General features: G+C 67.5%; 26 protein-coding genes and 1 tRNA gene. 18 read left to right on the top strand and 9 right to left on the bottom strand.

Annotation, left to right across the window (positions count from 1 at the left end; all coding sequences use genetic code 11):
- Positions 1 to 73: 73 nt before the first annotated feature.
- Both NDI56_RS19455 and NDI56_RS19450 read right to left on the bottom strand, forming a co-directional pair.
- Positions 74 to 146 (bottom strand) — tRNA-Arg (locus NDI56_RS19455).
- A 41-nt stretch (positions 147 to 187) separates the two neighbouring features.
- Positions 188 to 769: a 2Fe-2S iron-sulfur cluster-binding protein gene (locus NDI56_RS19450; protein ID WP_310921448.1), complete on the bottom strand. Its 582-nt coding sequence runs from the start codon at positions 767 to 769 to the stop codon at positions 188 to 190.
- A 118-nt stretch (positions 770 to 887) separates the two neighbouring features.
- Between NDI56_RS19450 and NDI56_RS19445 the strand changes: the two genes are divergently transcribed.
- Positions 888 to 1,304 (top strand): type IV pilin domain-containing protein, encoded by a 417-nt coding sequence (locus tag NDI56_RS19445; RefSeq protein ID WP_310921446.1) that lies wholly within the window; start codon positions 888 to 890, stop codon positions 1,302 to 1,304.
- A 26-nt stretch (positions 1,305 to 1,330) separates the two neighbouring features.
- Here the strand turns inward: NDI56_RS19445 and NDI56_RS19440 are convergent, their stop codons facing one another.
- Together NDI56_RS19440 and NDI56_RS19435 are read right to left on the bottom strand one after the other, a co-directional pair.
- Positions 1,331 to 2,230, bottom strand: coding sequence for a decarboxylating 6-phosphogluconate dehydrogenase (locus tag NDI56_RS19440; RefSeq protein WP_310921444.1), 900 nt, complete (start codon positions 2,228 to 2,230; stop codon positions 1,331 to 1,333).
- A 58-nt stretch (positions 2,231 to 2,288) separates the two neighbouring features.
- Positions 2,289 to 2,702, bottom strand: coding sequence for a DsrE family protein (locus NDI56_RS19435; RefSeq protein WP_310921442.1), 414 nt, complete (start codon positions 2,700 to 2,702; stop codon positions 2,289 to 2,291).
- A gap of 182 nt (positions 2,703 to 2,884) precedes the next feature.
- Between NDI56_RS19435 and NDI56_RS19430 the strand changes: the two genes are divergently transcribed.
- The 7 genes from NDI56_RS19430 (at position 2,885) to NDI56_RS19400 (ending at position 7,145) form a co-directional block, all read left to right on the top strand.
- Positions 2,885 to 3,967 carry an aminopeptidase gene (locus NDI56_RS19430; protein ID WP_310921440.1) on the top strand — a complete coding sequence of 361 codons (1,083 nt, stop codon included), beginning with the start codon at positions 2,885 to 2,887 and terminating at the stop codon, positions 3,965 to 3,967.
- A gap of 346 nt (positions 3,968 to 4,313) precedes the next feature.
- Complete coding sequence (rimI, locus tag NDI56_RS19425; protein ID WP_310921437.1) at positions 4,314 to 4,817, top strand: ribosomal protein S18-alanine N-acetyltransferase; 504 nt, start codon at positions 4,314 to 4,316, stop codon at positions 4,815 to 4,817.
- Positions 4,818 to 4,849: 32 nt separating this feature from the next.
- Positions 4,850 to 5,227: a DUF5810 domain-containing protein gene (locus NDI56_RS19420; protein ID WP_310921435.1), complete on the top strand. Its 378-nt coding sequence runs from the start codon at positions 4,850 to 4,852 to the stop codon at positions 5,225 to 5,227.
- Positions 5,228 to 5,251: 24 nt separating this feature from the next.
- Positions 5,252 to 5,665 carry a DUF5809 family protein gene (locus tag NDI56_RS19415; RefSeq protein WP_310921433.1) on the top strand — a complete coding sequence of 138 codons (414 nt, stop codon included), beginning with the start codon at positions 5,252 to 5,254 and terminating at the stop codon, positions 5,663 to 5,665.
- Positions 5,665 to 6,141 carry a hypothetical protein gene (locus NDI56_RS19410; RefSeq protein ID WP_310921431.1) on the top strand — a complete coding sequence of 159 codons (477 nt, stop codon included), beginning with the start codon at positions 5,665 to 5,667 and terminating at the stop codon, positions 6,139 to 6,141. The genes NDI56_RS19415 and NDI56_RS19410 overlap by 1 nt, the downstream gene beginning before the upstream one ends.
- The gene (locus NDI56_RS19405) at positions 6,138 to 6,680 is read left to right on the top strand and encodes an NUDIX hydrolase (protein ID WP_310921430.1); all 543 of its coding nucleotides are present in this window, start codon (positions 6,138 to 6,140) and stop codon (positions 6,678 to 6,680) included. The genes NDI56_RS19410 and NDI56_RS19405 overlap by 4 nt, the downstream gene beginning before the upstream one ends.
- A gap of 102 nt (positions 6,681 to 6,782) precedes the next feature.
- On the top strand, positions 6,783 to 7,145 hold the full coding sequence (locus NDI56_RS19400; RefSeq protein ID WP_310921428.1) for a rhodanese-like domain-containing protein: 363 nt from the start codon (positions 6,783 to 6,785) through the stop codon (positions 7,143 to 7,145).
- Between the two features lie 108 nt (positions 7,146 to 7,253).
- On the opposite strand, the gene NDI56_RS19395 is transcribed toward NDI56_RS19400, so the two are convergent.
- Positions 7,254 to 8,036 (bottom strand): HpcH/HpaI aldolase family protein, encoded by a 783-nt coding sequence (locus tag NDI56_RS19395; protein ID WP_310921426.1) that lies wholly within the window; start codon positions 8,034 to 8,036, stop codon positions 7,254 to 7,256.
- A gap of 327 nt (positions 8,037 to 8,363) precedes the next feature.
- On the opposite strand from NDI56_RS19395, the gene lpdA reads away from it, so the two are divergent.
- A complete protein-coding gene (lpdA, locus tag NDI56_RS19390; protein WP_310921424.1) occupies positions 8,364 to 9,773 on the top strand; it encodes a dihydrolipoyl dehydrogenase in 1,410 nt (469 codons plus the stop codon).
- 126 nt (positions 9,774 to 9,899) lie between these two features.
- The gene (gene gap / locus NDI56_RS19385) at positions 9,900 to 10,919 is read left to right on the top strand and encodes a type I glyceraldehyde-3-phosphate dehydrogenase (RefSeq protein ID WP_310921421.1); all 1,020 of its coding nucleotides are present in this window, start codon (positions 9,900 to 9,902) and stop codon (positions 10,917 to 10,919) included.
- Positions 10,920 to 10,948: 29 nt separating this feature from the next.
- Here the strand turns inward: gap and pyk are convergent, their stop codons facing one another.
- Both pyk and eno read right to left on the bottom strand, forming a co-directional pair.
- Positions 10,949 to 12,703 carry a pyruvate kinase gene (pyk, locus tag NDI56_RS19380; protein WP_310921420.1) on the bottom strand — a complete coding sequence of 585 codons (1,755 nt, stop codon included), beginning with the start codon at positions 12,701 to 12,703 and terminating at the stop codon, positions 10,949 to 10,951.
- Between the two features lies 1 nt (position 12,704).
- Complete coding sequence (eno, locus tag NDI56_RS19375) at positions 12,705 to 13,898, bottom strand: phosphopyruvate hydratase (RefSeq protein WP_310921419.1); 1,194 nt, start codon at positions 13,896 to 13,898, stop codon at positions 12,705 to 12,707.
- Between the two features lie 283 nt (positions 13,899 to 14,181).
- Here eno and NDI56_RS19370 point away from each other — a divergent pair, with 283 nt between their 5' ends.
- From NDI56_RS19370 to NDI56_RS19355, 4 genes are all read left to right on the top strand, one after another.
- Positions 14,182 to 15,210, top strand: a complete 1,029-nt coding sequence (locus NDI56_RS19370; RefSeq protein ID WP_310921417.1) for a Cdc6/Cdc18 family protein — start codon at positions 14,182 to 14,184, stop codon at positions 15,208 to 15,210.
- Positions 15,211 to 15,383: 173 nt separating this feature from the next.
- The gene (locus NDI56_RS19365) at positions 15,384 to 16,250 is read left to right on the top strand and encodes a hypothetical protein (RefSeq protein ID WP_310921416.1); all 867 of its coding nucleotides are present in this window, start codon (positions 15,384 to 15,386) and stop codon (positions 16,248 to 16,250) included.
- A gap of 2 nt (positions 16,251 to 16,252) precedes the next feature.
- Positions 16,253 to 16,603: a DUF8156 family protein gene (locus NDI56_RS19360; protein WP_310921414.1), complete on the top strand. Its 351-nt coding sequence runs from the start codon at positions 16,253 to 16,255 to the stop codon at positions 16,601 to 16,603.
- Complete coding sequence (locus tag NDI56_RS19355; RefSeq protein ID WP_310921412.1) at positions 16,603 to 18,747, top strand: type B DNA-directed DNA polymerase; 2,145 nt, start codon at positions 16,603 to 16,605, stop codon at positions 18,745 to 18,747. Before NDI56_RS19360 ends, NDI56_RS19355 begins: the two co-directional genes overlap by 1 nt.
- A gap of 162 nt (positions 18,748 to 18,909) precedes the next feature.
- On the opposite strand, the gene NDI56_RS19350 is transcribed toward NDI56_RS19355, so the two are convergent.
- Both NDI56_RS19350 and NDI56_RS19345 read right to left on the bottom strand, forming a co-directional pair.
- Positions 18,910 to 19,317, bottom strand: a complete 408-nt coding sequence (locus NDI56_RS19350) for an HVO_A0114 family putative DNA-binding protein (RefSeq protein ID WP_310921411.1) — start codon at positions 19,315 to 19,317, stop codon at positions 18,910 to 18,912.
- A gap of 23 nt (positions 19,318 to 19,340) precedes the next feature.
- The gene (locus NDI56_RS19345; RefSeq protein WP_310921410.1) at positions 19,341 to 19,637 is read right to left on the bottom strand and encodes a toxin-antitoxin system TumE family protein; all 297 of its coding nucleotides are present in this window, start codon (positions 19,635 to 19,637) and stop codon (positions 19,341 to 19,343) included.
- Between the two features lie 635 nt (positions 19,638 to 20,272).
- On the opposite strand from NDI56_RS19345, the gene NDI56_RS19340 reads away from it, so the two are divergent.
- The 4 genes from NDI56_RS19340 (at position 20,273) to NDI56_RS19325 (ending at position 24,843) form a co-directional block, all read left to right on the top strand.
- A complete protein-coding gene (locus NDI56_RS19340; protein WP_310921409.1) occupies positions 20,273 to 21,538 on the top strand; it encodes a Fic family protein in 1,266 nt (421 codons plus the stop codon).
- Positions 21,539 to 21,992: 454 nt separating this feature from the next.
- Positions 21,993 to 23,186, top strand: a complete 1,194-nt coding sequence (locus NDI56_RS19335; RefSeq protein ID WP_310921408.1) for a metal ABC transporter substrate-binding protein — start codon at positions 21,993 to 21,995, stop codon at positions 23,184 to 23,186.
- Positions 23,183 to 23,920, top strand: a complete 738-nt coding sequence (locus NDI56_RS19330; protein WP_310921407.1) for a metal ABC transporter ATP-binding protein — start codon at positions 23,183 to 23,185, stop codon at positions 23,918 to 23,920. Before NDI56_RS19335 ends, NDI56_RS19330 begins: the two co-directional genes overlap by 4 nt.
- A gap of 2 nt (positions 23,921 to 23,922) precedes the next feature.
- Positions 23,923 to 24,843, top strand: coding sequence for a metal ABC transporter permease (locus NDI56_RS19325; protein WP_310921406.1), 921 nt, complete (start codon positions 23,923 to 23,925; stop codon positions 24,841 to 24,843).
- Positions 24,844 to 24,957: the final 114 nt, after the last annotated feature.

Below are 24,957 nucleotides of genomic sequence, written 5' to 3'. Positions count from 1 at the left end.
GCTGTGACTCCCCGGGTTCGAATCCTCGCTGCCGGTTGGCTCGACGGGTCGCGTTGCTCTCCGTCTCACTGCACGGGCGGCGAGGGATTCGAACCCCCGACCATCTGGTCCGGAACCAGGCGTTCTGTCCACTGAACTAGCCGCCCTCACCGAACGTAGTCGCGACAGACAGATGAAAATTTCCCAGCTACGGCGATTCGCTCGTCTCCAAGGTGAACTCCTGTGTCGGGTAGGCGACACAGGTGAGACAGTAGCCCTCCTCCATGTCGTCGTCCATCAGCGAGTCGTTCTGGCTGTGGCGGACGTACTCCTCGGCCGGGCCGTCGGTAACCTGGCCGGCACAGGAGATACACTGGCCCTCGCGGCAGGCGTAGGGGAGGTCCCAGCCCTCCTCTTCGCCGGCGTCGAGCAGCGTCTCGTTGTTGGCGACCTCGATGGTCTCGCCCTCTTTCGCGAACTCGATTTCGTAGTACTCGACCTCGTCGTCGGCGATGTCGTCGGGGTCGAAGCCGGCTTCCTCTTCCTCCTCCTCGGACTCGCCGAGCTCGCCCTCGGCCTCGCCGGCCGGAATCGCCGCTGCGCCGCCGCCACCGATACCGCGGTTGTACGGCTCCGGGAACTCCGTCTCCGGCACCGTCGCGGCGCGCTGTTCGAGGACCTCCTGTGAGATGTCCTCCGGTGCCTCCCAGCCGGTCCCCTTCGCGTAGTGTAAGGCTACGACGATGAGGGTAAGCGTGAGCCCGGAGAGGACGCCTACGAGTGATACCATGTGCGACGCTTTGGAGTACTGATTTAATTAGCTGTTGTTTTTTCGGTCGTGTCGTCGGCCGACGGTGAATCCGGACGCTGACCGAAACGCTTTATTTCGACCACTCAGTTCGGTATTTATGGGGTTCAGAGAGCAGTGGTCCGGTCTCGGTACGGGTGTGAAGATTCTTATCGGGCTCGGACTGCTCGCCGTGATAATTCCGCTTTTGCTCATCCTCGCGGCGGTCGTCGCCTCGTTCGTCCTCGGGTTCGGTGACGGTGGGGCCGCGTCCGCGCCACAGGCGAGCTGGGAGTTCGATTACACAGCGACGAACGCGTCCTCGGGCGAACTGGCCATCACGCACGATGGCGGCGACTCAGTCGACGCATCACGTCTCACCATCGAAGTCGACTACGCGCAACATCAGTGGCAAGACGGGGATGGAACCGTCACAGAGGGGGACAGTACGACCGTCGAGGCCGGGCCCAACGATGCGGTCACGCTGCTGTGGGAACGAAACGATGAGACGCGAATCATGGCGACATACGGCCCGTGACCCTCGGATGTGACGCCGACGATTGCTCACTCCCTGCGGGGGACCTCGTGGCGACCGAAGCCGTAGCGTAGCCGGTTCGCGAGCCGCCGGGAGAAGCGGCCGTCGTCGGCCCGCGAGCCGAAGCGTTCGCCCAGCGCCTGGTAGATGAGCGGCACCGGGACCTCCTGTTCGAGAGCCTCCTGGACGGTCCAGGTTCCCGTCGAGCCGCCCTCGACGCGGTCGGCGACGGTGCCCAGGCTGTTCCCCTCCTCGCGGAACGCCTCCTCACACAGCTCCAGCAGCCACGACCGGATGACGGCGCCGTTGTTCCACGTTCGCGCGACGGCTTCGAGGTCGAGGTCGTAGCGGCCGTTGGCCAGCAGCTCGAACCCCTCGCCGTAGGTCTGCATCAGCGCGTACTCGACGCCGTTGTGGACCATCTTCACGTAGTGGCCAGAGCCCGCCGGGCCCATGCGGTCGTGACCGTCGGGTCCCGTGGCGACGGCGTCGAAGACGGGGACGAGTTCGTCGTAGGCCCACTGCTTGCCGCCGACCATCAGCGAGAAGCCGGACTCGGCGCTCGCGGGACCGCCGGAGGTCCCACAGTCCAGATAGGTCGCGTCGGTCCTGGCCGCGCGGCGGACCGAGTCCTCGAAGTGGGAGTTCCCCCCGTCGACGACGATGTCGTCGCCCTCGACGTGCCCGTCGAGTTCGGAAAGCGCCGCGTCGACGGGGTCGCCAGCGGGGACCATCAGCCAGATGCGTTTCTCGCCCGACAGCGACTGCGCGACGTCGGGAATGGACTCCGCCGGGCGAGCGCCCGCGTCGGCGGCGTCTGCGACCGCTTCCTCGTCGATATCGAAGACGACTACCTCGTGGCCCGCGGCGAGCACGCGGTCGACGACGATACGCCCCATGCGTCCGAGTCCGATGACGCCAAGTTCCATACGTCAGGCTCAGTGAGCGGGCAGGTAGGGGTTGCGGTTCGGACCGTCGCGGGACTCCCTACCCGATAGTCAACATCTCGTACCCATCGTCGGCCAGCTCCGCGACCGACGGGGCGTGTTCCGTCTCGTCGCTGAGGAGGTCGATGCCCGACCGCTCACAGGAGTCGACGACGTCGAACGCGTTCGCACAGTAGCCACAGGCGCCGGCGAGCAGCCCCCGCTGTTCTATCTGTTCCCAGTCGTAGCTGAAGGGGAGGTCGGGGTTCTCCTCGAACGCCGAGGGCCACTTGGTCGCCTGCCCGTCGAGGAACACCTGGACCTCGTAGCCGGCGTCGTCGAACTCCAGCGCGTAGTTGAAGCCGTTGTTGGCGACTGGGGCGTCCTCGGGGCCCGCGCTCAGCAGTATCGCGTACCTGTTCTCCGTCTCCGCGGTGGCGTCCGAGCCACCGACAAGTGCGTCGAGCAGTCCCATGTATACTCATGGTATGATTGTCGAGGGTTCGGATAAGCGATTGCCAGATTTACCCCCAATTCTGTTCCGTCTTGCCGGCTGTGCGTCCGTTCGGTTCCGCGAGGTGCCCGGACTCTCGAAGCCCGGCCGCGCGGTCGCCGCTGGGCGGTACCCTTTCCACCCCAGCCACCCTCCCCACGCCCATGGACGACCGGATACGCGACCACGCACGCACGCTCGTCGAGTGGAGCGCTCGCATCGAGGCCGGCGACGACGTCGTCGTCGAGGTCGGAGAGGGCGCACACGACCTGGGCGTCGCCGTCGCCGAGCGACTCGGCGAGACGGGCGCGAACCTGCTCGCGACCTACCGCTCGCCCGAACTCCAGCGGGCCTATCTCCGGGCGGGCGACGGCGAGTTCGAGACGGACCCCGACTACGAACTGGCGCTGTACGAGCGGGCGGACAGCGTCCTGATTCTCAAGGGGTCGAACAACACCGCGGGGAGTGCCGACGTGCCGGGCGGGCGCCGGCAGGCCCACTCGAAGGCGCGCCAGGCCATCCGCGAGGCGCGGCTGGACACCGACTGGGTCTCCACTCAGCACCCGACGCGGGCGATGGCCCAGCAGGCCGGGATGGCCTACGCGGCGTATCAGGACTTCGTCTACGACGCGACGCTGCGGGACTGGGAATCGCTGGCCGAGGAGCAGGCCCGGTTGAAGGGTATCCTCGACGACGGCGAGACGGTCCGCATCCGCGCCGACGGCACCGACCTCACGCTCGACATCGGCGGGCGCACGGCGGTCAACTCCGCGGCCAGCGTCGCCTACGACTCCCACAACCTCCCCTCGGGCGAGGTCTTTACCGCTCCGGCCGACACCGCCGGCGTCGTCACGTTCGACGTGCCGATGACGATACAGGGCCAGCGGGTCCGGGACGTGAAACTGACGTTCAAGGACGGCGTCGTCGTCGACTTCTCGGCCGAGCAGGGCGCGGGCGTCGTCGAGGAGGTCATCGAGACCGACGGGGGATCACGACGGCTGGGCGAGCTCGGCATCGGCATGAACCGCGGCGTCGACCGTATCACCGACAACATCCTCTTCGACGAGAAGATGGGCGGCACCGTCCACCTCGCGCTGGGTCGCGCGTACGACGCCTGCCTGCCCGCGGGGGTGTCCGGCAACGAGAGCGCGGTCCACGAGGACCTCATCACGACGATGGGCGAGGGGTCGCTACTGGAGGTCGACGGGGAGACGGTGCAGGAAGACGGCCGATTCGTCTGGGAGTGAACGAACCCTTCGGGTTCGCGAACATCGCGGGACGCCGGCGTCCCGCGGAAGTGAGCAATCGCTTTGCGATTGCGAACACCGATGGCGAATCCATCGGAAGTGAGCGAACCAACTCCAGTTACCGGGAATATGCCGCCCGCTGTGTGGCGCAGCCACTCGGGAGTCAGTCGTCTCGTCCGCGAAAGGGGTGGGGGGTGGGGGGTGGTGGCACCCAAAGTGGGTGCACCCGGAGCTTCGACAGTGGTAGTAAAGAAGTTTCCGGCCGACGGCTGTCGGTTTCGCGCTTCGGGTGACGGCCGGTCCGGCGGCGATAACACCTATGTGCCGGCGACGCATACCTCCCACCGTGACGACGGTGTCGTCGGACGGGGCAGACAGCGCCACCGACCTTCGGATTCGCACGGCCGAACGGGCCGACCTGCTCGGGATTCACCGCATCGAGCAGGCGGTGTTCCCACAGCCGTGGCCGTTCTCGGCCCTCGAGAGCTATCTGGGCGAGGCGGGCTTTCTCGTCGCCACGACCGACGCCGACGACGGGCCGCGAGTCGTCGGCTACGTCATCGCCGACACGGTGCCCAACCACGGGACGCCGCTGGGCCACGTCAAGGACCTCGCTGTCCGGCCCGACCACCGGCGCGAGGGCGTCGCGACGGCGCTGCTGAAGCGGGCCCTCGCGCTGCTCGAATCGGTCGGCGCGGAGTCGGCCAAGCTCGAAGTGCGGGCGGACAACGAGGGCGCGCGACGGCTCTACCGCCACTTCGGTTTCGAGCACCGCAAGACCATCCCGAACTACTACAGCAACGGCGAGGACGCGCTGGTGATGGTCCGGTCGCTGCCGAATCCGACCTGATTATACGGCTCGGGCGCCTCCGCTCACGTACAATGGGCTATGCCTGTCCCGTCTGTGCGGAGCCACAGGCCGACGCGACCCACCTCGCGAACCACCTCGCCTTCACCGCGCTGACCGGCGGCGCCGACCACGAGGCGTGGCTGGACGACAACGTCGACGAGTGGGACCAGCTCGGCGAGTCCGAACTGTCCGAAATCGTCGTCGAGCACGCCGACGAGACGGAGTTCCCGCAGGTGTTCGAGGAGAGCGGCACCCACGACCACGCCGACGACCTGCCGCCGGGGGCTCGGAGCCGGCCCGACACGGGGTCGATGAGCGACGACGACGCGGCCGTCCTCGAAGCGGCCCGCGAGCTCACGAGGGAGATGCTGTCGGAGTCGGCGGACGACGACGAAGGCGAAACCGAGTAGTCCCGCGAGCCGCTATCGCCCCCCATGGATACCGAGGGGCAGTTCTCGCCGACGACAGTCGCCGCGGCGCGTGACCGCTACGATGCGCTGGGGTCGACCGCACAGGTCGTCGTCAAAGAGGTGGCCAAAGCCATGGGCCTTTCCGCCGAGGAGTACCGCGAGCGGGTGACCGGCGAGGTCGTCGAGACCGCCCGCGACGCCCTGTTCGCGGAGTCGCTGTCGGTGACTGTCGGCAGTCACGAGGAGTTCGAGACCTGGCGCGAGGACACCGACCACGCCGTCGAGGTCATCGGTTCGGAGCACGTGGACAACGTCGTCTGGCACGCGCCCGAATTCGCCGACGACGCCGTCGCCGCCACTTTCCAGTCCGAACGGGACGCGGCCGTCGGCACCCTCCGCCGGCAGGCGTTCGGCCGTCTCTACAGCGAGGTCGTCTGATGCGTCCGGTCACCCGGAACTTCCTGCTGGCCATGGGCGTCCTCGCCGTCCTACTGCTGGCGCTTGGCGCCCTGCCGAGCTACCTCAAGAGCGGTGATCCCTACTACATGACCGCGACGCCAGTGGGCGACGTCGCCAACAGCTCCGCCGGAAACGACACGACCGCGAACGGCACCGCCGGGACCGCGACTGCCGTGACCGAGACCGGGGCGAACGGGAGCATCGACGCAGCGGCCCTCTCGGACCAGCGCTACCCCTACACGACCGGGGCGCTGGACAACGCGACCGCGAACACGTCGGGCCGGTCCGACCCCTACTGGCGGGGTCCCGTCGGCGTCAAGGGCGCCTTCACTCACTCGCCGTTCGACGAGTACGACTCGCTCGCCCAGTCGCGCCCGGACGCGGTCGACGGCGAGGGCGTTCGCGTCCGTAGCGACGGAACCGTTTACCGGCTGGCGGTGACACAGCAACCATGAGCCGCGACCCGACCCACGAGTGGCCCGTTCTCGAATCGGTCGCCGAGTACGAGACCGGCTGGTACACCGGCGGCTACGACCGCGTGCGCCAGCCCGACGGCTCGGAGAAGGACTACTACTGGGCGGAACTCCCCGACGCCGTCGTCGTGGTCGCCCGCACCGGCGACGAACTCGTCCTGGTCGACCAGTACCGCCCGACCATCCGCGAGCAGTGTCTGGAACTCCCCGCCGGCATCGTCGAGGACGGCGAGTCCTACACCACCGCCGGTGCCCGGGAACTCCGCGAGGAGACCGGCTTCGAGCCCGCCGGCGTCTCCCTGCTGGAGGAGTTCGACTGCGCGACCGGCGTGCTCCGGCACCGACGGGGCATCGTCTTCGCCGAGGGGCTCACTCCGACGGACCGGGAACTCGACGACAACGAGTTCCTCTCGGTGACGACGGTCCCCGTCGAAGACGCGCTCGACGTCGCCCGACGCGAACCCGCCAACGACGCCACCATCGAGGGGATTTTGCTCGCACAGGCCGACGGACTGCTCTGAGTCGTTGTCCGCCGATACCCGGCTGCACCGACGGTTCCGGACCGGCCCGACACGGTTCGCGGACTCCGGTGCCGATTTATCTCTCGACGGCCACGAACGGGTATGGACGGCGAAATCGGGAACGAGGAGATGCACGAACTGGTCGAGGCCGAGGACGCGCACGTCATCGACATCCGCTCGCCGGCGGCGTTCCAGCGGGGCCACATCCCCGGGAGCGAGAACGTCCCGCTCCCTTCGCTGGTCGACACCGTCGAGCGCTTCGAGGGCGCCGACCGGGTGGTCACGGTCTGTCCCAAGGGGAAATCCAGCGTACAGGCGGCCCGGCTCATCGCGTCCTACGAGGGGTTCGACGGTCGCGTCGAGAGCTTCGAGCCGGGGCTGTCGGGCTGGGAGGGGCCCATCGAGGACGGCGGCGAAGCGGCCACTGACGGGGCGGGCGACGAAGGCCCCGACGCGCCGTTCTGACTCCCGAGGTCACAGTAGGCTATTGGGGGTCGTTTCGTCTGCGTCAGTTCGCCGCCGAGTGACACTGCTGTCCCGCGGTTCTCCACGCGATACGTTCGGGTTCGGGAACTACCGGAGCTCGCTCAGCCGGCCGCCGAGTACCTCGCGGACGGCGCCGGCGTCGCCGCCGATACGAACGACCTGATAACCGTCGTCGACGGCCGCCTGAGCCGCCATCGGGTCGTTCTGGATGCGGCCGATGGGGACCTCGGCGTCGAGACAGGCCCCGCGGGTCCGTTCGATGGCGTCCTCGACGGCCTCGCTGTTGTCCGCCAGCGGGTCGCCCGCCGAGAGCGACATCGAGAGGTCGGCCGGCCCGACGAAGGCGAATCCCAGCCGCGGGACGGCGAGGATCTCCTCGACGTGCTCGACGGCGGTGGCGTTCTCTATCATCGTTCCGACCAGTATCTCGCTGTCCTCGCCGCCGACGAAGCTGTCGACGTAGCCCGCCCAGGTGCCCGACCGGCCGACGCCGACGCCCCGGTCGCCGACGTCGCCGTCGTAGGCGAAGTAGGCCGCCTCGACCGCCGGGCGCAGGTCGGCCGCCGTCTCGATGCGGGGCAGGAGGACGGTCCGGACACCGGCGTCGAGCACCTTCCTGACGAGCGCCGGGTCGGGTTTGGGGAGGCGGACGAGCAGTTCGATGTCGGCGGTTTCCGCGGCGCGGGTCAGCTCCGCGACGGCGGTGCTGTCGTAGGGGCTCGGGCCGGCGTGCTCGAAGTCCAGCCAGACGAAGTCCAGCCCGATATCGCCCAGTATCTCGATGACCGTCGGCGAGAACGTCGCGGCGCTCGCCCCGAACACCGTCTCACCGCGTTCGAGCGCGTGCCGGAGCGCGTTCTCGGTCCTCACGGCGGCCACGCTCCCGTCCCGGCCGGGACCGCCCGACGGCGAACTGGTGTGGACTCGCCGTAGCAGTCCGGGCCCGACTCGGAACCGCGTGGCGGTCGAAGCGTGCGCCGACTACGTGTCATGGTACTACGTATCACGGTGGCGGGACTTAAATTGTTGGCCACTCAACTATTCTCCCGCCGACCACACGGCCACCTCTAGGGAAGCCGGAGCGGCAGTGACGGGGGGAATCGGACCCGCAGTGGTGGGATGTCGCCGCGCACACGACCGGCTGGACCGACGCCTCCCAAACGGTAATGTCCGTGTCACCGATAGTGAAGGTACACCATGGAGACAGCGAACACGCTCGCCACGGACCTCGTCGTCATCGGTGCCGGCCCGGGCGGCTATACAGCGGCGATCCGGGGCGCACAGCGGGGCCTCGACGTCGTGCTGGTCGAGCGCGAGACCGTCGGCGGCGTCTGTGTCAACCACGGCTGCATCCCGGCCAAGTCGCTCATCCACGCGGCCGGCTTCCAGAAAGACATCCGGCAGTGGAACGACATCGGCATCGAGACGGGGGAGGTGACGGTCGATTTCCAGGCGGTTCAGGAGTGGAAGAACGAGGTCGTCCGCCGGCTGGACGAGGACATCCTGGCGGCGCTGGACCAGCACGACGTGACGCTGCTCGACGGGACCGCCCGCTTTCGCGATTCGACGACGGTCGTCGTCGACGGCGAGACGGGCGACCGGACCGTGACCTTCGACCACGCCGTCGTCGCGACCGGCTCCCAGCCCCTCGAAATCCCGGGGCTGGAGTTCGACCGGGACGGCGTCATCTCCTCGCGGGACCTCCTTCAGGTCGAGACGGTGCCCGACGAGATAATCGTCGTCGGCGGGGGGTACATCGGGATGGAGGCCGTCACGAAGTTCGCCAAGTTCGGCTCGTCGGTCAGGGTCGTCGAGGCGCGCGACCGCGTGCTGGGGGCGTTCGAGCGGGAGGTCGTCGACGCCATCCAGGAGACCAGCGAGATGTACACCGACGGCATCTACACGTCGGCGCTGGCCAGAGGGGTCGAACACGAGGACGGCAAGCCGGTGCTCGTCGTCGACCACGAGGGCGAGGAACGCCGGTTCTCGGGTGACTACGTCGTCGTCGCGGCCGGCCGGGACACGGCGGCGGCCCGCGACCGCCTCGCGCTCGAACACACCGCTGTCGAGCTGAGCGACGACGGCTCCATCGCGACCGACGACCAGATGCGCACGACGGACGACCACATCTTCGCCGTCGGCGACGCCGCGGGCGAGCCGTTCCTGGCCCACGTCGCCTACCGGGAGGGGAAGGTCGCCGCCGCCGTCGCGGCGGGCGACGACGACAGCTTCGACACCCAATACGTCCCCGCGGTGATGTACACCGACCCGGAGGTCGCGGTGGTCGGGCTCAGCGAGGCCGCGGCCCGGGAGGCACACGACACGATACAGGTCGGGCGGGTCCCGATGGCGACCTCGGGACGGGCGCTCTCGGCCAACAAACCGGCCGGCCACGTCAAGGTCGTCGCGGACGGCGAGGGGACGCTGCTCGGCGCACAGGTCGTCGGCGCGCGGGCGTCCGACACGGTCGCCGAGGCCACTCTCGCGCTGGAACTGGACGCGTCGCTCGACGACATCCGGACCACGCTGCACGGCCATCCGACCTTCCCCGAAGCGCTGGCGGACGCCGCCGACGACGCGGTCGGCGAATCCATCCACTCCCACTAGCGAGGCGCGTGCGTCTCCCGGATTCGCCCTGACTCGTCCAGCCAGCGACCCGGTTCACTCCTCCGGTCTTTGCCACTTGGTAGCACATCCAAAACAGCTATAGACACATCGACGGATTATCAGTTCATGTCGCAAACAGGAACTGAGACAGTTCGAATCGGGCTGAACGGTTTCGGACGCATCGGCCGCACCGTCTTCCGCGCGGCGCTCGAAGACGACCGGGTCGAAATCGTCGGTATCAACGACGTCATGGACGACGAGGAGATCGCCTACCTCGCGAAGTACGACACGGTCATGGGGACTCTCGACGGCGTCGAACTCCGCGACGGCGAACTGACCGTCGACCCGGCCGACTTCTCCGCGCCGCTGTACGGTGAAACGTCGCCGGCGGACCTCCCGTGGGACGACCGCGATGTCGACGTCGCCTTCGAGTGTACCGGCATCTTCCGGACCCGGGACGACGCGGCCCAGTATCTCGACGCCGGTGCCGACAAGGTGGTCATCTCCGCGCCACCGAAAGGCGAGGAGCCGGTCAAACAGATAGTGTACGGCGTCAACGAGGACGAGTACGACGGCGAGGAGATCGTCTCGAACGCCTCCTGTACGACGAACTCCGTCACGCCGGTCGTGAAGGTGCTCGACGACCAGTTCGGCATCGAGTTCGGCCAGCTCACCACCGTCCACGCCTACACCGGGTCCCAGAACCTCGTCGACGGCCCCAGCGGGAAGCCCCGTCGCCGCCGCGCGGCCGCCGAGAACATCATTCCCACGAGCACCGGCGCCGCGAAGGCGGTCACCGAGGTCCTCCCGCAACTGGCGGGGAAACTCGACGGGATGGCCATCCGCGTCCCGGTTCCGGCGGGCTCGGTCACCGAACTCATCGTGAACCTCGAGGCAGACGTGACCGCGGGCGACGTGAACGCGGCGTTCCGCGAGGCGGCCGACGGCGACCTCGCGGGCGTGCTGGGCTACACCGACGAAGCGGTCGTCTCCTCGGACATCGTCGGGCTCCCGTTCTCGACGTACGTCGACCTCGACCTGACGAACGTGGTCGGCGGGATGACCAAGATATTCACGTGGTACGACAACGAGTACGGCTTCTCCAGCCGGATGCTCGACGTGGCGGTACACGTCGCCGAGGACTGAGACAGTCCCGCACTCCCGATGGGCGGACGCTACTCGCCGTGGCTGCGCCGGTGTATCGCGTCGTCGTAGATGACGCCCCGCTCGGCGTCCAGCGTCACCACGTCCCCCTCGACCGCGTTGTCGGAGACGGTGGCCGACGACACCATCGGAATCGACAGTTCGCGCGCGACCATCGCGGCGTAGCCGGTGGTGCCCTGGTGTGCGTCGACGATGCCGGCGACGTTCTCCACGTCGCCGGAGAACTCCCCGTCGAACCCTTCGGGGACGCCGAGTATCGCCCCCTCGGGCACGTCCCCGAGGTCGCCGTCGTCGACCCAGTGGAACGGGCCGGAGACGAGCCCCGAGACGACCGACTGTCCCCGGCCGACGGTCTCGGAGGCGACGTGGATTTTCAGCACGTTCGAGGTGTTGACGCCTTCGAGCTCGGTCATCATCCCCGAGAGGACGACGACCGTGTCGCCGCTCTCGGCCGCCCCCGTCTCCAGGGCCGACTGGACGGCGCTGTTGATGACGGCGCCCGCGCCCTCCGCGGTGTATGGAGTCGTCGCCGGCAAGATGCCCCACGAGAGGGTCAGCCGGCGGCGGACCACGTCGTTCGGCGTCGACGCCACCACCGGAATCGACGGCCGGAACTTCGCGGCTTTCAGCGCCGTGTAGCCGGATTCGCTGGCGACGACGATGGCCTCCGCGCCGATGTCGCGCGCGAGAAAGCGCGCCGACCGGGCCAGCGCGTCGGCCCGGGACTCGTCGGCGTCAGGGACGTGCTGTTCGAGGTTCTGGTCGTACTCCGGCGCGGACTCCACGTCGCTGACGATGTTGGCCATCGTCTCCACGACGCGGACCGGGTGGTTGCCCATGGCCGTCTCGCCCGAGAGCATCACGGCGTCGGTGCCGTCGAGCACCGCGTTGGCCACGTCCGAGGCCTCCGCCCGCGTGGGCCGGCGGGCCGTGGTCATCGAGTCCAGCATCTCTGTCGCGGTGATGACCGGGACGCCCGCGACGTTGCACTTGCGGATGATGCGTTTCTGTATCATCGGGACGTCTTCGAGGGGTAACTCCACGCCGAGGTCGCCCCGGGCGACCATCACACCGTAGGCCGCGTCGACGATGCTGTCGATGTTCTCGACGGCGATGTCGCGCTCTATCTTCGCGATGATGGGGATGTCCGCATCGAGGTCGGCCAGCGTCCGCTCTATCTCGCGGACGAACTCGCCGTCACGGACGAAACTCGCCGCGACGAAGTCCACCTCCTTCTCTGCCGCGACCTCCAGTTCGCGTCGGTCCTTCTCGGTGACGGTGGGCAGGCCCAGTTCGACGCCAGGGACGATGACGCCCTTCCGCCCGCCCAGCTTCCCGCCGTTCTCGACGGTCGCGGTGACCGTGCCGTCCGTGACCGACGCCACCGTCGCCGCGATGCGGGCGTCGTCGAGCAGTATCCGGTCCCCGGGCTCGACCGCGCTGATGTCGTGTGAGAGGCCGATCTCCTCGGGGGTCGCGTCGGTCCCGACGACGAACCTGACGGTCGAATCGGCCGCGAGCTGGATGGGCTCTTCCAGGGGCGCCGTCCGGACCTCGGGGCCGGGCAGGTCGTGCATCACCGCGACCGGGTGGGCGGTCGCTTCGTCGACCTTTCGGACCCGGTCGATGACGGTCCGCCGGTGTTCCGGCGTGCCGTGGCTCGCGTTCATGCGGGCGACGGACATCCCCGCCTCGGCCAGACCGGTCAGCGTCTCCACCGAGTCCGACGCCGGTCCGATGGTACAGACGATCTTCGCCGACCGCATCTCAGGCCCGCCCCTCGATTCGCAGCAGTTCGTTCAGCTTCGCCGTCCGCTCGCCGCCCACCGTGCCGGTCTTGATGAAGGGCGCGCCGACGCCGACCGCGAGGTGCGCGATGGTGGTGTCCTCGGTCTCGCCGCTCCGGTGGGAGACGACCGACTCGACGCCGTGGGCGGCGCCGCGCTCGATGGCGTCGACGGCGTCGGTCAGCGTCCCTATCTGGTTGGGCTTGATGAGGATGCTGTTGGCCGACCCCCGCTCGATACCCTCCTGCAGGCGGGCGACGTTGGTCACGAAGAGGTCGTCCCCGCAGACGAGCGTCTCCGACCCGACCTCGTCGGTCAGCTCGGCCCACTCGCCGAAGGCGTTCTCGTCGAGGGGGTCCTCGACGTAGCGCAGGTCGTACTCCCGGACCATCTCCGCGACGTAGTCGATCTGCTCGGCCGTCGACCTGGTGCGGTCGCCGTAGACGTAGTCGCCGTCCTCGTGGAGCTCCGAGGCGGCCACGTCAAGCCCGAACCCGATGTCGAAGCCGACCTCCTCGGCGACCGACGCGGTCGCCTCGTCGACGATTTCGAAGGCCCTGTCGTCCCCGATTGGCGGCGCCCACGCCCCCTCGTCGCCCTTGTTCGTCGGGACGTCCTCGGCCCGGAGCAGTTCCTTGATGTGGGCGTGGACCCGCGCGTTGGCGAGGACGGCGTCCTCGACCGACGGGGCGCCGACCGGCACCGAGAGGAACTCCTGGATGTCGGTCGCCTCCGCCGCGTGGGCGCCGCCGCCGATGACGTTGCCAAGCGGCGTGGGGGCGCTCCCGCGGAAGGTGCCGCCCAGATGCTGATACAGCGGGACGCCCACGCTGTCGGCGCCGGCCTTCGCCGCGGCCATGCTGATTGCGACGGCCGAGTTCGCGCCGATTTCGGAGAAGTTGTCGGTCCCGTCGGCGTCGTGGAGCGCGGCGTCGACCGCACGCTGGTCCGTGCTGTCGACCTCCCCTTCGAGCCGGGAGAGCGCGTGGTCCCGGGCCCGTGCGATGGCTTCCTGGGCCGGCAGCTCGATGGCCTCGTGCTCGCCGGTGCTCGCCCCGCTCGGGGCGGCCGCGCGGCCGAACCCGCCGTTCGTCGTCGACACGTCGGCCTCCACGGTAGTGTTCCCTCTCGAATCGAGTACGCGCCGCAGTCGAACGTCGGTGATGCGTGTCATATGTGGGGTAACGGTTCGAGAACGCCCACCGGCCCGAGGCGGGGCGCCGCGGCGGTTGTTACCAGTGGTGAAATTCTCGCCCGTTGTCACAACACTTCAGTCATCCAGATGAAAGGTGTTCCGGTGGACCGGCTCCGGCCGTTTCATGAAACCCGTCGCTGCCGGAAACACGGCGGTAAAACCGACAGATGGCGCGCAGACGGCCCCGGTACCGCCCGTTCGGCGACTGCTTTCCGGAAACGACCCGATGAGGCTTTTGTCGCTCCACGCGGAATCTCCCCGTATGATCCGTGATGCTCGTGTGCTGCGTGCCGGGTTCGTCCCACGCGAACTCGAGCATCGCGACGCCGAGGTCAACCACCTCTCCAGCGTGCTCCGGCCCATCACCGAGAGCGAACCGGCCGACACCGCCATCGTGACCGGCCCCAGCGGGACGGGCAAGAGCTGCGTCTCGCAGTTCGTCACCGAGCGCCTGCGCGAGGAGGCCCTGGACATCCGCGCCACCTACGTCAACTGCTGGCGCAACTACACCCGCTTTCGGACGCTGTACTCCATCCTCGACGACCTCGGCGAGACGCTCGACATCCATCGCCAGTCGACCCCGCACGACGAACTCGTCGACCGGCTCCAGCGGTACGACGGCCCCCGGACCGTCGTCATCCTCGACGAGGTCGACCAGCTCGACGAGCCCGGCGTCATCTACGACCTCCACAGCTTAGAGCAGTTCGCGCTTATCTGTATCGCCAACGAGGAGGCCACCCTGTTCAACCGGCTGGACGACCGGCTGGTCAGCCGGCTCCGGGCCAGCGAGCACGTCCGGATGGACCGCTATCACGACGGCCAGCTCGAAGACATCCTCGCGGCCCGCGTGAAGTGGGGGCTCGACCCTGACGCCGTCACCGACGCCCAGCTGTCCCGCATCGCCGACGCCGCGGCCGGCGACGCCCGCCTCGCCATCGGCATCCTCCGGACGGCGGCGAGCGCGGCCGACCGCGAGAACGCGACGCGGCTCACGGACGAGCGCATCGAGCGGGCGGCGACCGACGCCCGCGCGGAGATACAGCAGGCGAACCTCGACGCGCTCACGCCACACCAGCGGGTCGTCTACGACATCGTCGCCGACCGCGGCCCGCTCGGCCCGAGCGACATCCACGACCGCTACGCCGACGCGGTCGACGACCCCCGGACCACGCGGACCGTCCGCTCGTACCTCTCGAAGATGGTCCAGTACAACCTGCTGGAGGCCGACGGGCAGACACAGGACCGGCGCTACGAGGTCGTCCAGCGGGCCGACCCCTCGCCCAGCGAGTAGGCTCGGCGCTGCGGGCGGCGCTTTTGGCCCACCGCCGCTTCTGAAACCCGTCCGGAAACGTCGTCAGCCAGCGCGCCGCCCGCGAGCGCGCCGCAGCGACCGGTTCAGCCGGCTCCTGAAACTCCGGAACCGACACGCCGCGGCTTACGTGGCTCCTCGACATCGTTCCGTGCATGCCAAATCATGCTTCAGAGAACTCGACCGGTCGGCCGAGGCGTGGCACCGACTCGCTGGTCGACCGACAGCGCGACCGACCCAGTCTGCTCCCCGACCTCGACCCCGGCGTGACGCTGCTGGACGTCGACGGGGGACGGGGCGTCCCGGTCGTCCAGTCGCTCGTCCTCGACCGGCTGCTCACCTGTGCGGGACCGGCCTTCTGGGTCGACGCGCGGGGGTACGCCACGACGACGGCGCTGGCCCGACTGGCCCCGAGTCGCCGCCTGCTCGACCGCGTCCACGTCGCCCGCGGCTTCACGGCCTACCAGCACTACAGCGCGGTCCGGGACCTGCCGGGCGCTGTCAGCGACCACGTGACCACCGCTGCCGATTCCGCCGACCGCGCCGGACCGCTCCCGGCCGGGGACGCCGACGCGCCCACGCCGTCGCTCGTCGTCGCGCCGGCCGTCGACGCTTTCTACCGCGCGGACGACGCGCTCACTGACGCCCAATCCGAGACGCTACAGACCCGGACGCTCGCCGCGCTCGCCCGCTACGCCGACGGCTACGACGTACCGGTGCTGGTCACGCGCACGGCCGACGACGCGTTCGCCGCGCCCGTGGCCGCGGCGGCGGACCGCCGCCTCCGCTGTGAGCGCACGTCGATGGGCCCGCGCTTCGTCGGCGAGGAGTTCGAGACGCTCGTCTACCCCGTCGGCGACGGCAGCCACTACCAGACGACGCTGGCGTACTGGCGGGACATCCTCGCGACGCGTGCCCGGCGGGTCGGCGTCGAACCGACGCCCGCGCCGGCACGGGAGGCGAGCGCCGCTCCGACTGTCGACCCCATCGCCGACGCCTTCGCCGGCCCGGGAGGGCGGTGACCGTGGGCCGCACGAACCCCACCTTCCGGGACGCGCTGGGGGCCATCGAGGACCGCTGGCAGACCTACCGACGGGCGCTGCGCAGGCGCGACCAGCCCCGTTTCGACCGGCTCTTCGCCTACGCCCGGGCCCACGCCGACGCCGCCGGCCTCCTGAACCACGGGACGCCGCTGTTGCCGACGCTACTTTCGGTCGCCCTCGAACAGGAGCGGCGCCTCGACGACCACGCCGAGCGCCTCGACGCGCTGGAGGCCGCCCTCGACGACGAACTCCGAGCGGCGGCCCCGGACCGGTCGACGGCCGCGCCCGGCGACCGCTCGGATGTCCCGGCCGAGACAGGCGACGACAGCTGATGGCGTTCACCGTCGACTTCCTCGACGACGGCCGCGTCGTCGAGTGGACCGCGACCGCGAACGGCGCCGAGCCGACCGTCCGGACGGGCTACTCGCCGCGGTTCTACGTCGCCGCCCGGGAGCCCGAACTGGACGTGGACCTCGGCGCCGTCCGGTCGATGTACGCCCGCCACCCCGAGGTCGTCGGGACCGAGTTCGTCGAGCGCCGACCGGGCTTTCGCCGGGGCGACGAGCGCGTCCTCGCGGTCGACGCCGCCCACGTCGGCCGCGTCCGTTCGCTGGCGAGCCGGGCCCACCGGATCGACGGCCACCCCGTCGGCGACCTCGCGTGCTTCGACGTCGACCTCTCGCGGCAGTTCCGCTACTGCCTAGAGACCGGCGCGGACCCGACGCCGGCGACCGAGCTGACGACGCTTCGCCTCGCCGTCCCGCTGGCCGAAACCGCGGGCGAGACGTACGGCGAACTCGCTGTCGGCGACGACCGGGTCACCGGCGACCCCGAGGATATCCTCACAGCGGTTCAGACAGCCGTCGACGCCCGCGACCCGGACGTGCTCGTCTGCTCGACGGCCGACATCGTGCCGACGCTGTCGGAGATGGCCGCGGCGGCCGGGCTGGCCGACTTCTCGCTGTCCCGGTGGCCCGGCGTCGACTACCGGCAACTCGCCGGGGCGTCCACCTACGCCAGCTACGGCCGCGTCGGCCACTCGCCGGCCCGCTACAGCGTCCCCGGGCGGGCCGTCGTCGACGAGTCGAACACGTTCTTCTACGGCGAGACGAACCTGGCCGGCGTGCTGGACCTGGTCTCGCGGTCACAGAAGCCGCTCCAGGAGACGGCGTGGGCCTCCATCGGCAACGTCCTCACGGCCATCCAGATACGCGAGGCCCACGACCGGGGCGTGCTGGTCCCCTGGCACTCCTGGCGCCACGAGCTGTTCAAGCCCATGGGGACGCTCCACGACGCCGACCGCGGCGGCTTCGTCTTCGCTCCCGAGGTCGGCGTCCACGAGGACGTCCACGAACTGGACTTCTCGTCGCTCTACCCCAACATCATCTGTACGCGCAACGTCTCACCCGACGTGGTCCGCTGTGACTGCCATCACGACCGCGAGGACGTCCCGGAACTCGGCTACGCCGTCTGTGACGACCGCGGCTATCTCGTCGACGTGCTCCGGCCCCTCGTCGACGCCCGCGACGAGCTCAAGGCCGACATCCGGCGCGAACGGGCGCGCGACGACCCCGACGACGACCGTATCGCCGAGCTGGAAGGGCGCTCCGGCGCGCTGAAGTGGATTCTCGTCGCCTGCTTCGGCTATCAGGGCTTCTCCAACGCGAAGTTCGGCCGCATCGAGTGCCACGAGGCCATCAACGCCTACGCCCGCGAGATACTGCTGACCGCCAAGGAACGCCTCGAAGCCGGCGGCTGGCGCGTCGTCCACGGCATCGTCGACTCCGTCTGGGTGACGCCCGCCCCCGACGCCGCCGCGCGGACCGACCTCGAATCGCTCGCCGGCGAGATAACCGACACCGTCGGCGTCCGCCTCGAACACGAGGCCCGCTACGACTGGGTCGCCTTCGTCCCACAGCGAAACAGCGACGCCGGCGCGCTGACGAAGTACTTCGGGAGCGTCGCGGGGTCGGACACGTTCAAATACCGCGGTATCGAGGCCCGCCAGCGGTCCACGCCGCCCTTCGTCGCCGATGTCCAGCGGGACTGCATCGAGCGCTTCGACGCGACCCGGGACCCCGAGGCCGTCCTCGACCGGCTCGCCCGGGCCTGCGCGACGCTCCGGGCCGGCGACGTGGCCGCCGAGCGCCTCGTCGAGCGCAACCGCGTCTCCAGACCCCTCGAAGCGTACACGCAGTCGACGACCAACGTCGCGGCGCTGGAACGCGCCCGCGACCAGGGCCTGTCGGTCCATCCCGGCCAGTCGGTCGCGTACGTCGTCGTCGACGACGGCAAATCCTCCCGCGACCGCGTCGCGCTGGCCCACGAAGACATCGACCGCTACGACGCGGACTACTACGCCACCCAGCTCGTCCGGGCCGTCGAGAGCGTCCTCTCGCCGCTGGGCTGGGACCGGGCGGACATCCGGCAGGCACTCGCCGGGACGCGGGACGGCGACCTGCGCCGCTACAGCTGACACTGTCCGGTCGAACTCGTCATACGGGGCTCAGCGGGGGTAACTGCTCGTCATCGCCACCACGACCAAATAAATCGTCGTCGCTGAAAAGTTCGTCTATTAACGAGGGGCTGTTACCGAGATGCAAGACCTACGGCGGTACCGTCTTCAGTGTGAGACGACCTACGGCGCGATAGGGGCGTCACTGTCGGTATCGAGCCCGTGCAACGGGACATCACCGGAGAACTCGAATTCGTCGTACCAGACCGTCGGTCGTTTTGCTCGCCCCTCGTCTTCCAGCTCGATGAGCCCGTAGTCGGCGAGTTCGTGAACGTTTTCGGTTACTTCCGGTGGATGTCGATCGACGATACGTGCGAGCTCGCGGATGCTCGCGGGCTCGTATTCCACGATGGCTTCGAGCAGTTCGAGATTCGTGGGTCGGAAGATACGGCCGAACGTTGCGAGGCTCTCGATGCTGAGTCGGGACGGGTTCGGGTCCACCGCTTCGCCGTCGTCGATGGATGCGAGCCTCTCCTCGAGGCCGGTGCGGTTGGGGCGCGTGCCGATCGTGATGTGGAGCGTTTGGGTCATGGATGGTGTAGTGATGTGGTTGGCTACCATTCGATGCGTTTCTCGGGCGGGAGTGCAGCACGCCACACCTGATAGAGTGGTTGGAGGCCTTCGTATTCGATTTCGAACACCTGTCCCGCGATATGCAGTTCGTGTGGACCGTGATGGTTGTCGAAGCGGATGATGGGCTCGCCAGCGCCGGCTTCGCCGTAGTGGAAGGCGTACTTGACACCCTCGGGATACTGGTCGGAGTCGGGCACATCGAGGACGCGTATCCGGACGACAGTTCCGTCGTCATAGGCTTGAATTTCATCTTCCAACACCTCGACATCGTCTCCCATCGATGGTTGTTAGTCTGTATCCTAACAACATGAGTGTTAGGGTATAAACTAACAGTGTAGAGACGAACGGCCCGTCGGTCAAATCGTGATTTGGTCAATATCGTGTCTGTGTTGACCGAATCCAGTAGCTCGAGATAGAGCACTCTCGATTCTGCATGCGCCGTATAATTCAGCAAGGTTGAAGAGCCATACACTGACTACGGGTTCCAAAAATCTCGCCCCATAATCAGTGAGGACGACTAATCCCAAACCGCTCGCTGATCTATTAATAGAAAACAGGGCTCAGCGGGGGTAAATGCTCGTCATCGCCACCCGCATTCTGTAGCAGCCCGGGGCTGAAAAGCAGTCCGTTCCCGGAGTGGTATCCACTACGTAGTTTATACCTCGCTGCATAGCCTCGGACAGTGTCCGAGCTAACGAAACAGACCTCCACTGGCGTCGGCGCGGGGACCGACGTGTTCCCTCGTACACGACTGAACTGATACCATCGATATCGGTTTGGACTGCAATAGTCGAGATTTAGCACTACGACAATCCCAATTTTCAGAAAGATATTGTCATACTCTCTCTCAAGTGCGATTGCAGTTCTAATAATATGCAGAAATTTTTAATCAGATCGGGTTCAAGCATGCGCAATGAGAGACGGATACGATCTCCCTTCAACTGCACCCGGGCAGTACATGCCACTCCGGACCGATGAGCATCTATCGAAGGCGTACTTCCCGGATAAACTTCCTCCGACACTGGAACTATCGGATGCTGTTGTTGCGGAAGTCTCGAGAGCGATGTGGTCCCTCGGTCGGCTAGAGGGGCTCGGCAGCGAGATCGACAATCCTGGCGCTGTGTTCAGTTCGTTTGTCTACAAGGAGGCTGAGCAGTCGTCCCAGGTGGAAGGGACAGCTGTGACTGTGTTTGATCTCTACCGATACGATGTCGACGAACTCCAGATTCGAGAGGCAGTCGAGAGTGACCACGAAGCCGATGTGAGAGAAGCTCGAAACTATATCACCGCTCTCGACGATGCTATTTCGTTTCTCCAGACCGCCGGGATCGAACGGCAGAGCATCACGACGGAACTCATCAAGTCGCTTCATGAGCAGTTACTGATTAAAGGAAGATCAGATGACGACGAACCACTGCCTGGCGAGTTTCGACCGGGATATACCGCGATAGAAGAGGAGGGACCGCACGGAATCGGGAAGCAGATTCGGTTCGTTCCTCCGAAGCCAGATATGGTTCCGGGGCTGATAGACGATTTAGAGCGTTTCGTTCAGCAGGGTTCTGATTGGCCCGATCTAGTCGATATCGCAATCACACATTATCAGTTCGAAACAATCCATCCGTTCAAAGACGGTAACGGACGGGTGGGACGACTGCTCGTGGTCCTCATGCTCGTCTCGAGTGGATTACTCCATTACCCAATGCTCTATCTCAGTTCGTATATCGAACGACACCGAACTGAGTATGCCGATCGATTGCTTGCTGTGAGTGAAGAGGGTGCCTGGGATGAATGGCTCCAGTTCTTTCTCCGGGGAATCCGCGAGCAGGCAGAAGAGGCGTTCGTCCGAGCAAAGCTGCTCGTCGACAAGCGAAAAGAGTACGAGTCCCGATATTCGGACGCAGCGAAATCTGTCCGTCGCCTCTCCCTCGCACTGTTCGAAGATCCATATTTTACTGTCCGAGAAGCTAGCGAACGAATCGACGTTGTCTATCAGACGGCAAACAACGCTATCGAAACACTCGAAACAGACGGTGTTGTGGAAGAAATAACCGGAAACGATCAGAACCGCGTCTTCAGAGCTGCTGAAATCATGGATATCGTCGAACGGCCTGCGAACCAACTTCCCGAGTCCGGCGTACTTGTCGATGTCGAGCAAGCGTGGAAGCTACCCGAGCGATAAGAGCATCTATTAATAGAAACTGGGTCTCAGCGGGGGAGCCACGGTTTCTGCTACTAGATGTCTCTGGTCGTCTGTGAGAGTGGTGGCTCAGTTTACGTTATCTTCACAAGGGGCTCTGCGGGGGTAACATTTCGTCATTGCCACCACGCCGGTGTAGACGACTCTCGGTGAAAAACTCGTTTATTGCCGGACGGGCGAGGAGACCGGATAGCTATCCCGGCGAGCGGCCCGGACGGTCGCCAGCTGCCAACGCCACAGTCTGATTTATACGTCGTTGCGTATACTCGGACAGTGTCCGAGCTGACGAGACGGCACACGGCGGCCCGACGGCCCGTCCATTCAGTCGGTTGCTCGGGAGACTGCCTGTATGCGGGGCCTGCGCGCCCGCTCAGAAATTAATAAAGAAGAGAGTAGAATAAGAGGATTTAATAGAAATAGATTTAGAGTTAATAATATGGAGTACACCAGACGCCGAATGCTGGCCGCCACCGCAGGTCTCGCCGGTCTCGGAGCCGTCGCTGGCTGTTCCGGCGGCTCCGGGCAATCGAACGCCGCCGCCGTCCAGTCCTCGTTTTTCGTCTTCGGCGACATCGCCGACAACGTCGCCGGGGACAGCGCGACCACCGACCTGCTCGTGCCTCTCGGACAGCACGGCCACGGCTGGGAGCCCGGGCCGCGCGTCCGCGAGAACATCTACGACGCGTCGCTGTTCGTCCACGGGATGGCGGGGTTCCAGCCGTGGGCCGACGATATCCTCGCCGACCTGTCGGCCGACGGGGCCGAGGTGACGCCCGTCGACGCGAGCGCCGACGTCTCGCTGCTCGAATTCGGGGCGGGCGGCCACGACGAGCACGAGGGGGAACACCACGACGAGCACGGGACCGACAGCCACGACGACCACGGGACCGACAGCCACGACGAGCACGGGACCGACAGCCACGACGACCACGGGACCGACAGCCACGACGACCACGGGACCGACAGCCACGACGACCACGGGACCGACAGCCACGACGACCACGGGACCGACAGCCACGACGACCACGGGACCGAGACACACGATGGCCACGAAGAGACTCACGAAGGCGAGGACGGCGATCACGACCACGGGTCGATGGACCCCCACTTCTGGATGGACCCGCGCCGCGTCGCGACCGCCGTCGGCACCGTCGAACAGGCGATGGCGGACCTCGACGGCGACAACGCGGACAGCTACGCCGCCAACGCCGAGGCGTTTCGGAACCGGCTGACCGACCTCGACGAGCGCATCGAGTCGCGTCTCGCCGACGCGTCGAAGGACGTCCTCCTGGTCGCCGGCCACGACGCCTTCGGCTATCTCGCCGAGCGCTACGGCGTCCGCGTCGAGGCGCTGACCGACGCCTCGCCCGACGACCGGCCGACCCCGAGCGACATCGAACGGGCCCAGATGGCCATCGACGAGCACGGGCTCTCCTACATCTGTGCCGACCCGCTGGAGTCCCAGACGGCGGCCGACCAGCTCGTCGCGGAGACCGACGCCGAGGCCGTGCTCCCGCTGACGGCGATGCCCGGGCTGCGGGAGTCGTGGGCCGAGTCGGACTGGGGGTACGTCGACGTGATGGAGCAGGTGAACCTGCCGACGTTGACGGAGGCACTCGGGGCCCGATGACCGTCGCCGAACTCGACGCGGTCACGTTCGCCTACGGCGACCGGCCCGTCGTCGAGGACGTCTCGATGAGCGTTCCCGCGGGTGCCTTCCTCGGCCTCGTCGGGCCGAACGGCTCGGGAAAGACGACGCTGCTGGAGCTGCTGGTCGGGCTCCGGCGGCCGGACAGCGGTTCGGTGACGCTGTTTGGCGAGCCGGCCCACCGCTTTGCGGACGGCGAGCGCCTCGGTTACGTCGCACAGGACGCGACGGCGGCGGCCGGCGACATGCCCGTCACGGTGCGAGAAGCGGTGCGGATGGGCCGGTATCCGCGTCGGGCGTTCCGCCCCTTCCGCGACGAGGACCGGGACGCGATAGCGGCCGCGCTCGACCGCGTGGACATCCGGGACCTCGCCGACCGCCGGGTCGGGCGGCTCTCGGGCGGCCAGCGCCAGCGGGTGTTCATCGCCCGCGCGCTGGCGGCCGAGGCGGACCTGCTCGCGCTCGACGAACCGACCGTCGGCGTCGACGCCGACTCCCGCGAGGCGTTCTACGACCTGCTCCACGAGCTCAACGACGAGGGGCTCACCGTCGTCCTCATCGAGCACGACATCGGTGTCGTCACCACGCACGCGACCGAAATCGCCTGTCTCAACCGGGAGCTGTTCTTCCACGGCGACCCCGAGACGTTCGTCGAGACCGACGCGCTGGCCGACGCCTACGGCCCCGACCAGGGCGTCCTCCACCACGGGCACTGACGATGGCGGCACTCACGCTCCTGTGGTTGTTCGCCCCGCTCGACTGGGTTCTGGACGACGTGTGGGGTACCCTGCTGGACGCGCTGGCCGGCGCGACCGGCGTCCGGATGCTCGGCTACCCGTTCATGCAGCGGGCCTACCTGGCGGCCGTCTGCATCGCCATCATCGGCCCGCTCGTGGGAAGCTTCCTCGTCCACCGTGAGATGGCGATGATCGGCGACACGCTGGCCCACGCGGCCTTCGCCGGCGTCGCCGTCGGCCTGTTCGCCAACGCGACGCTGTCGCTGTCGGTGCCCCCGCTGGCGACGGCGCTGGTCGTCGCCGTCCTCGCGGCGCTGCTCGTTCAGGCGCTCGTCGACTACGCCGGCGCGTACACGGACACGTCGCTGGCCATCGTGCTGACGGGCGGGTTCGCCCTCGGGAGCGTGCTCGTCACCGCCACAGACGGGGGCATCGCCGTGGGTATCGGCGCCTATCTGTTCGGCTCGCTGGCGACGGTTTCGCGGGCGAGCACCGGTCTCCTGCTGGCGATGACGCTGCTGGTCGCCGCGGTGGTGACGGTCGCCTACCGCCCGCTGGCCTATGTCACCTTCGACGAGGTCGGCGCTCGCGCCGCCGGCCTCGCCGTCGGACGGTACAACCGACTGCTCGTCGTCCTCACGGCCGTCGTCGTCGTCGGGTCGATGCAGATAATGGGCGTCATCTTGGTCGCCGCGATGCTCGTGGTTCCGGTGGCCGCGGCGACCGCCGTGGGTGGGTTCAAACGCTCCGTCGTGGCGGCCGTCGCGGCAGGGCAGGCCGCGACGCTCACCGGGACCACGCTGTCGTACAGCTACGATATCGCCGCCGGCGGCGCCATCGCCCTCGTCGCTATCGGGCTCTTTGCCGCCGTTCGACTCGGGGTCACGCTCCGGTCCGGGTGACCGGCCGCCGGCTGCTCGGTCTGTGTATCCCGCGCCGACATTCGGGACCGTTCTATAGCTCTCCGTATCTGACTATAGCGGTATTTCCCCTCTCTATCTAGCATGACCGCTCAT

The sequence above is a fragment of the Halomicroarcula saliterrae genome (assembly GCF_031624395.1).
Lineage (GTDB): Archaea > Halobacteriota > Halobacteria > Halobacteriales > Haloarculaceae > Haloarcula > Haloarcula saliterrae.
This window is presented reverse-complemented; position numbering and strand designations above follow the sequence as displayed.

Bases quoted from the DNA above. Each gene is read 5' to 3' on its own strand.
- NDI56_RS19450 (WP_310921448.1), bottom strand. From the start codon at position 769: ATGGTATCACTCGTAGGCGTCCTCTCCGGGCTCACGCTTACCCTCATC.
- NDI56_RS19445 (WP_310921446.1), top strand. From the start codon at position 888: ATGGGGTTCAGAGAGCAGTGGTCCGGTCTCGGTACGGGTGTGAAGATT.
- NDI56_RS19440 (WP_310921444.1), bottom strand. From the start codon at position 2,230: ATGGAACTTGGCGTCATCGGACTCGGACGCATGGGGCGTATCGTCGTC.
- NDI56_RS19435 (WP_310921442.1), bottom strand. From the start codon at position 2,702: ATGGGACTGCTCGACGCACTTGTCGGTGGCTCGGACGCCACCGCGGAG.
- NDI56_RS19430 (WP_310921440.1), top strand. From the start codon at position 2,885: ATGGACGACCGGATACGCGACCACGCACGCACGCTCGTCGAGTGGAGC.
- NDI56_RS19420 (WP_310921435.1), top strand. From the start codon at position 4,850: ATGGGCTATGCCTGTCCCGTCTGTGCGGAGCCACAGGCCGACGCGACC.
- NDI56_RS19415 (WP_310921433.1), top strand. From the start codon at position 5,252: ATGGATACCGAGGGGCAGTTCTCGCCGACGACAGTCGCCGCGGCGCGT.
- NDI56_RS19410 (WP_310921431.1), top strand. From the start codon at position 5,665: ATGCGTCCGGTCACCCGGAACTTCCTGCTGGCCATGGGCGTCCTCGCC.
- NDI56_RS19405 (WP_310921430.1), top strand. From the start codon at position 6,138: ATGAGCCGCGACCCGACCCACGAGTGGCCCGTTCTCGAATCGGTCGCC.
- NDI56_RS19400 (WP_310921428.1), top strand. From the start codon at position 6,783: ATGGACGGCGAAATCGGGAACGAGGAGATGCACGAACTGGTCGAGGCC.
- lpdA (WP_310921424.1), top strand. From the start codon at position 8,364: ATGGAGACAGCGAACACGCTCGCCACGGACCTCGTCGTCATCGGTGCC.
- gap (WP_310921421.1), top strand. From the start codon at position 9,900: ATGTCGCAAACAGGAACTGAGACAGTTCGAATCGGGCTGAACGGTTTC.
- pyk (WP_310921420.1), bottom strand. From the start codon at position 12,703: ATGCGGTCGGCGAAGATCGTCTGTACCATCGGACCGGCGTCGGACTCG.
- eno (WP_310921419.1), bottom strand. From the start codon at position 13,898: ATGACACGCATCACCGACGTTCGACTGCGGCGCGTACTCGATTCGAGA.
- NDI56_RS19370 (WP_310921417.1), top strand. From the start codon at position 14,182: ATGATCCGTGATGCTCGTGTGCTGCGTGCCGGGTTCGTCCCACGCGAA.
- NDI56_RS19365 (WP_310921416.1), top strand. From the start codon at position 15,384: ATGCCAAATCATGCTTCAGAGAACTCGACCGGTCGGCCGAGGCGTGGC.
- NDI56_RS19355 (WP_310921412.1), top strand. From the start codon at position 16,603: ATGGCGTTCACCGTCGACTTCCTCGACGACGGCCGCGTCGTCGAGTGG.
- NDI56_RS19350 (WP_310921411.1), bottom strand. From the start codon at position 19,317: ATGACCCAAACGCTCCACATCACGATCGGCACGCGCCCCAACCGCACC.
- NDI56_RS19345 (WP_310921410.1), bottom strand. From the start codon at position 19,637: ATGGGAGACGATGTCGAGGTGTTGGAAGATGAAATTCAAGCCTATGAC.
- NDI56_RS19340 (WP_310921409.1), top strand. From the start codon at position 20,273: ATGAGAGACGGATACGATCTCCCTTCAACTGCACCCGGGCAGTACATG.
- NDI56_RS19335 (WP_310921408.1), top strand. From the start codon at position 21,993: ATGGAGTACACCAGACGCCGAATGCTGGCCGCCACCGCAGGTCTCGCC.
- NDI56_RS19330 (WP_310921407.1), top strand. From the start codon at position 23,183: ATGACCGTCGCCGAACTCGACGCGGTCACGTTCGCCTACGGCGACCGG.
- NDI56_RS19325 (WP_310921406.1), top strand. From the start codon at position 23,923: ATGGCGGCACTCACGCTCCTGTGGTTGTTCGCCCCGCTCGACTGGGTT.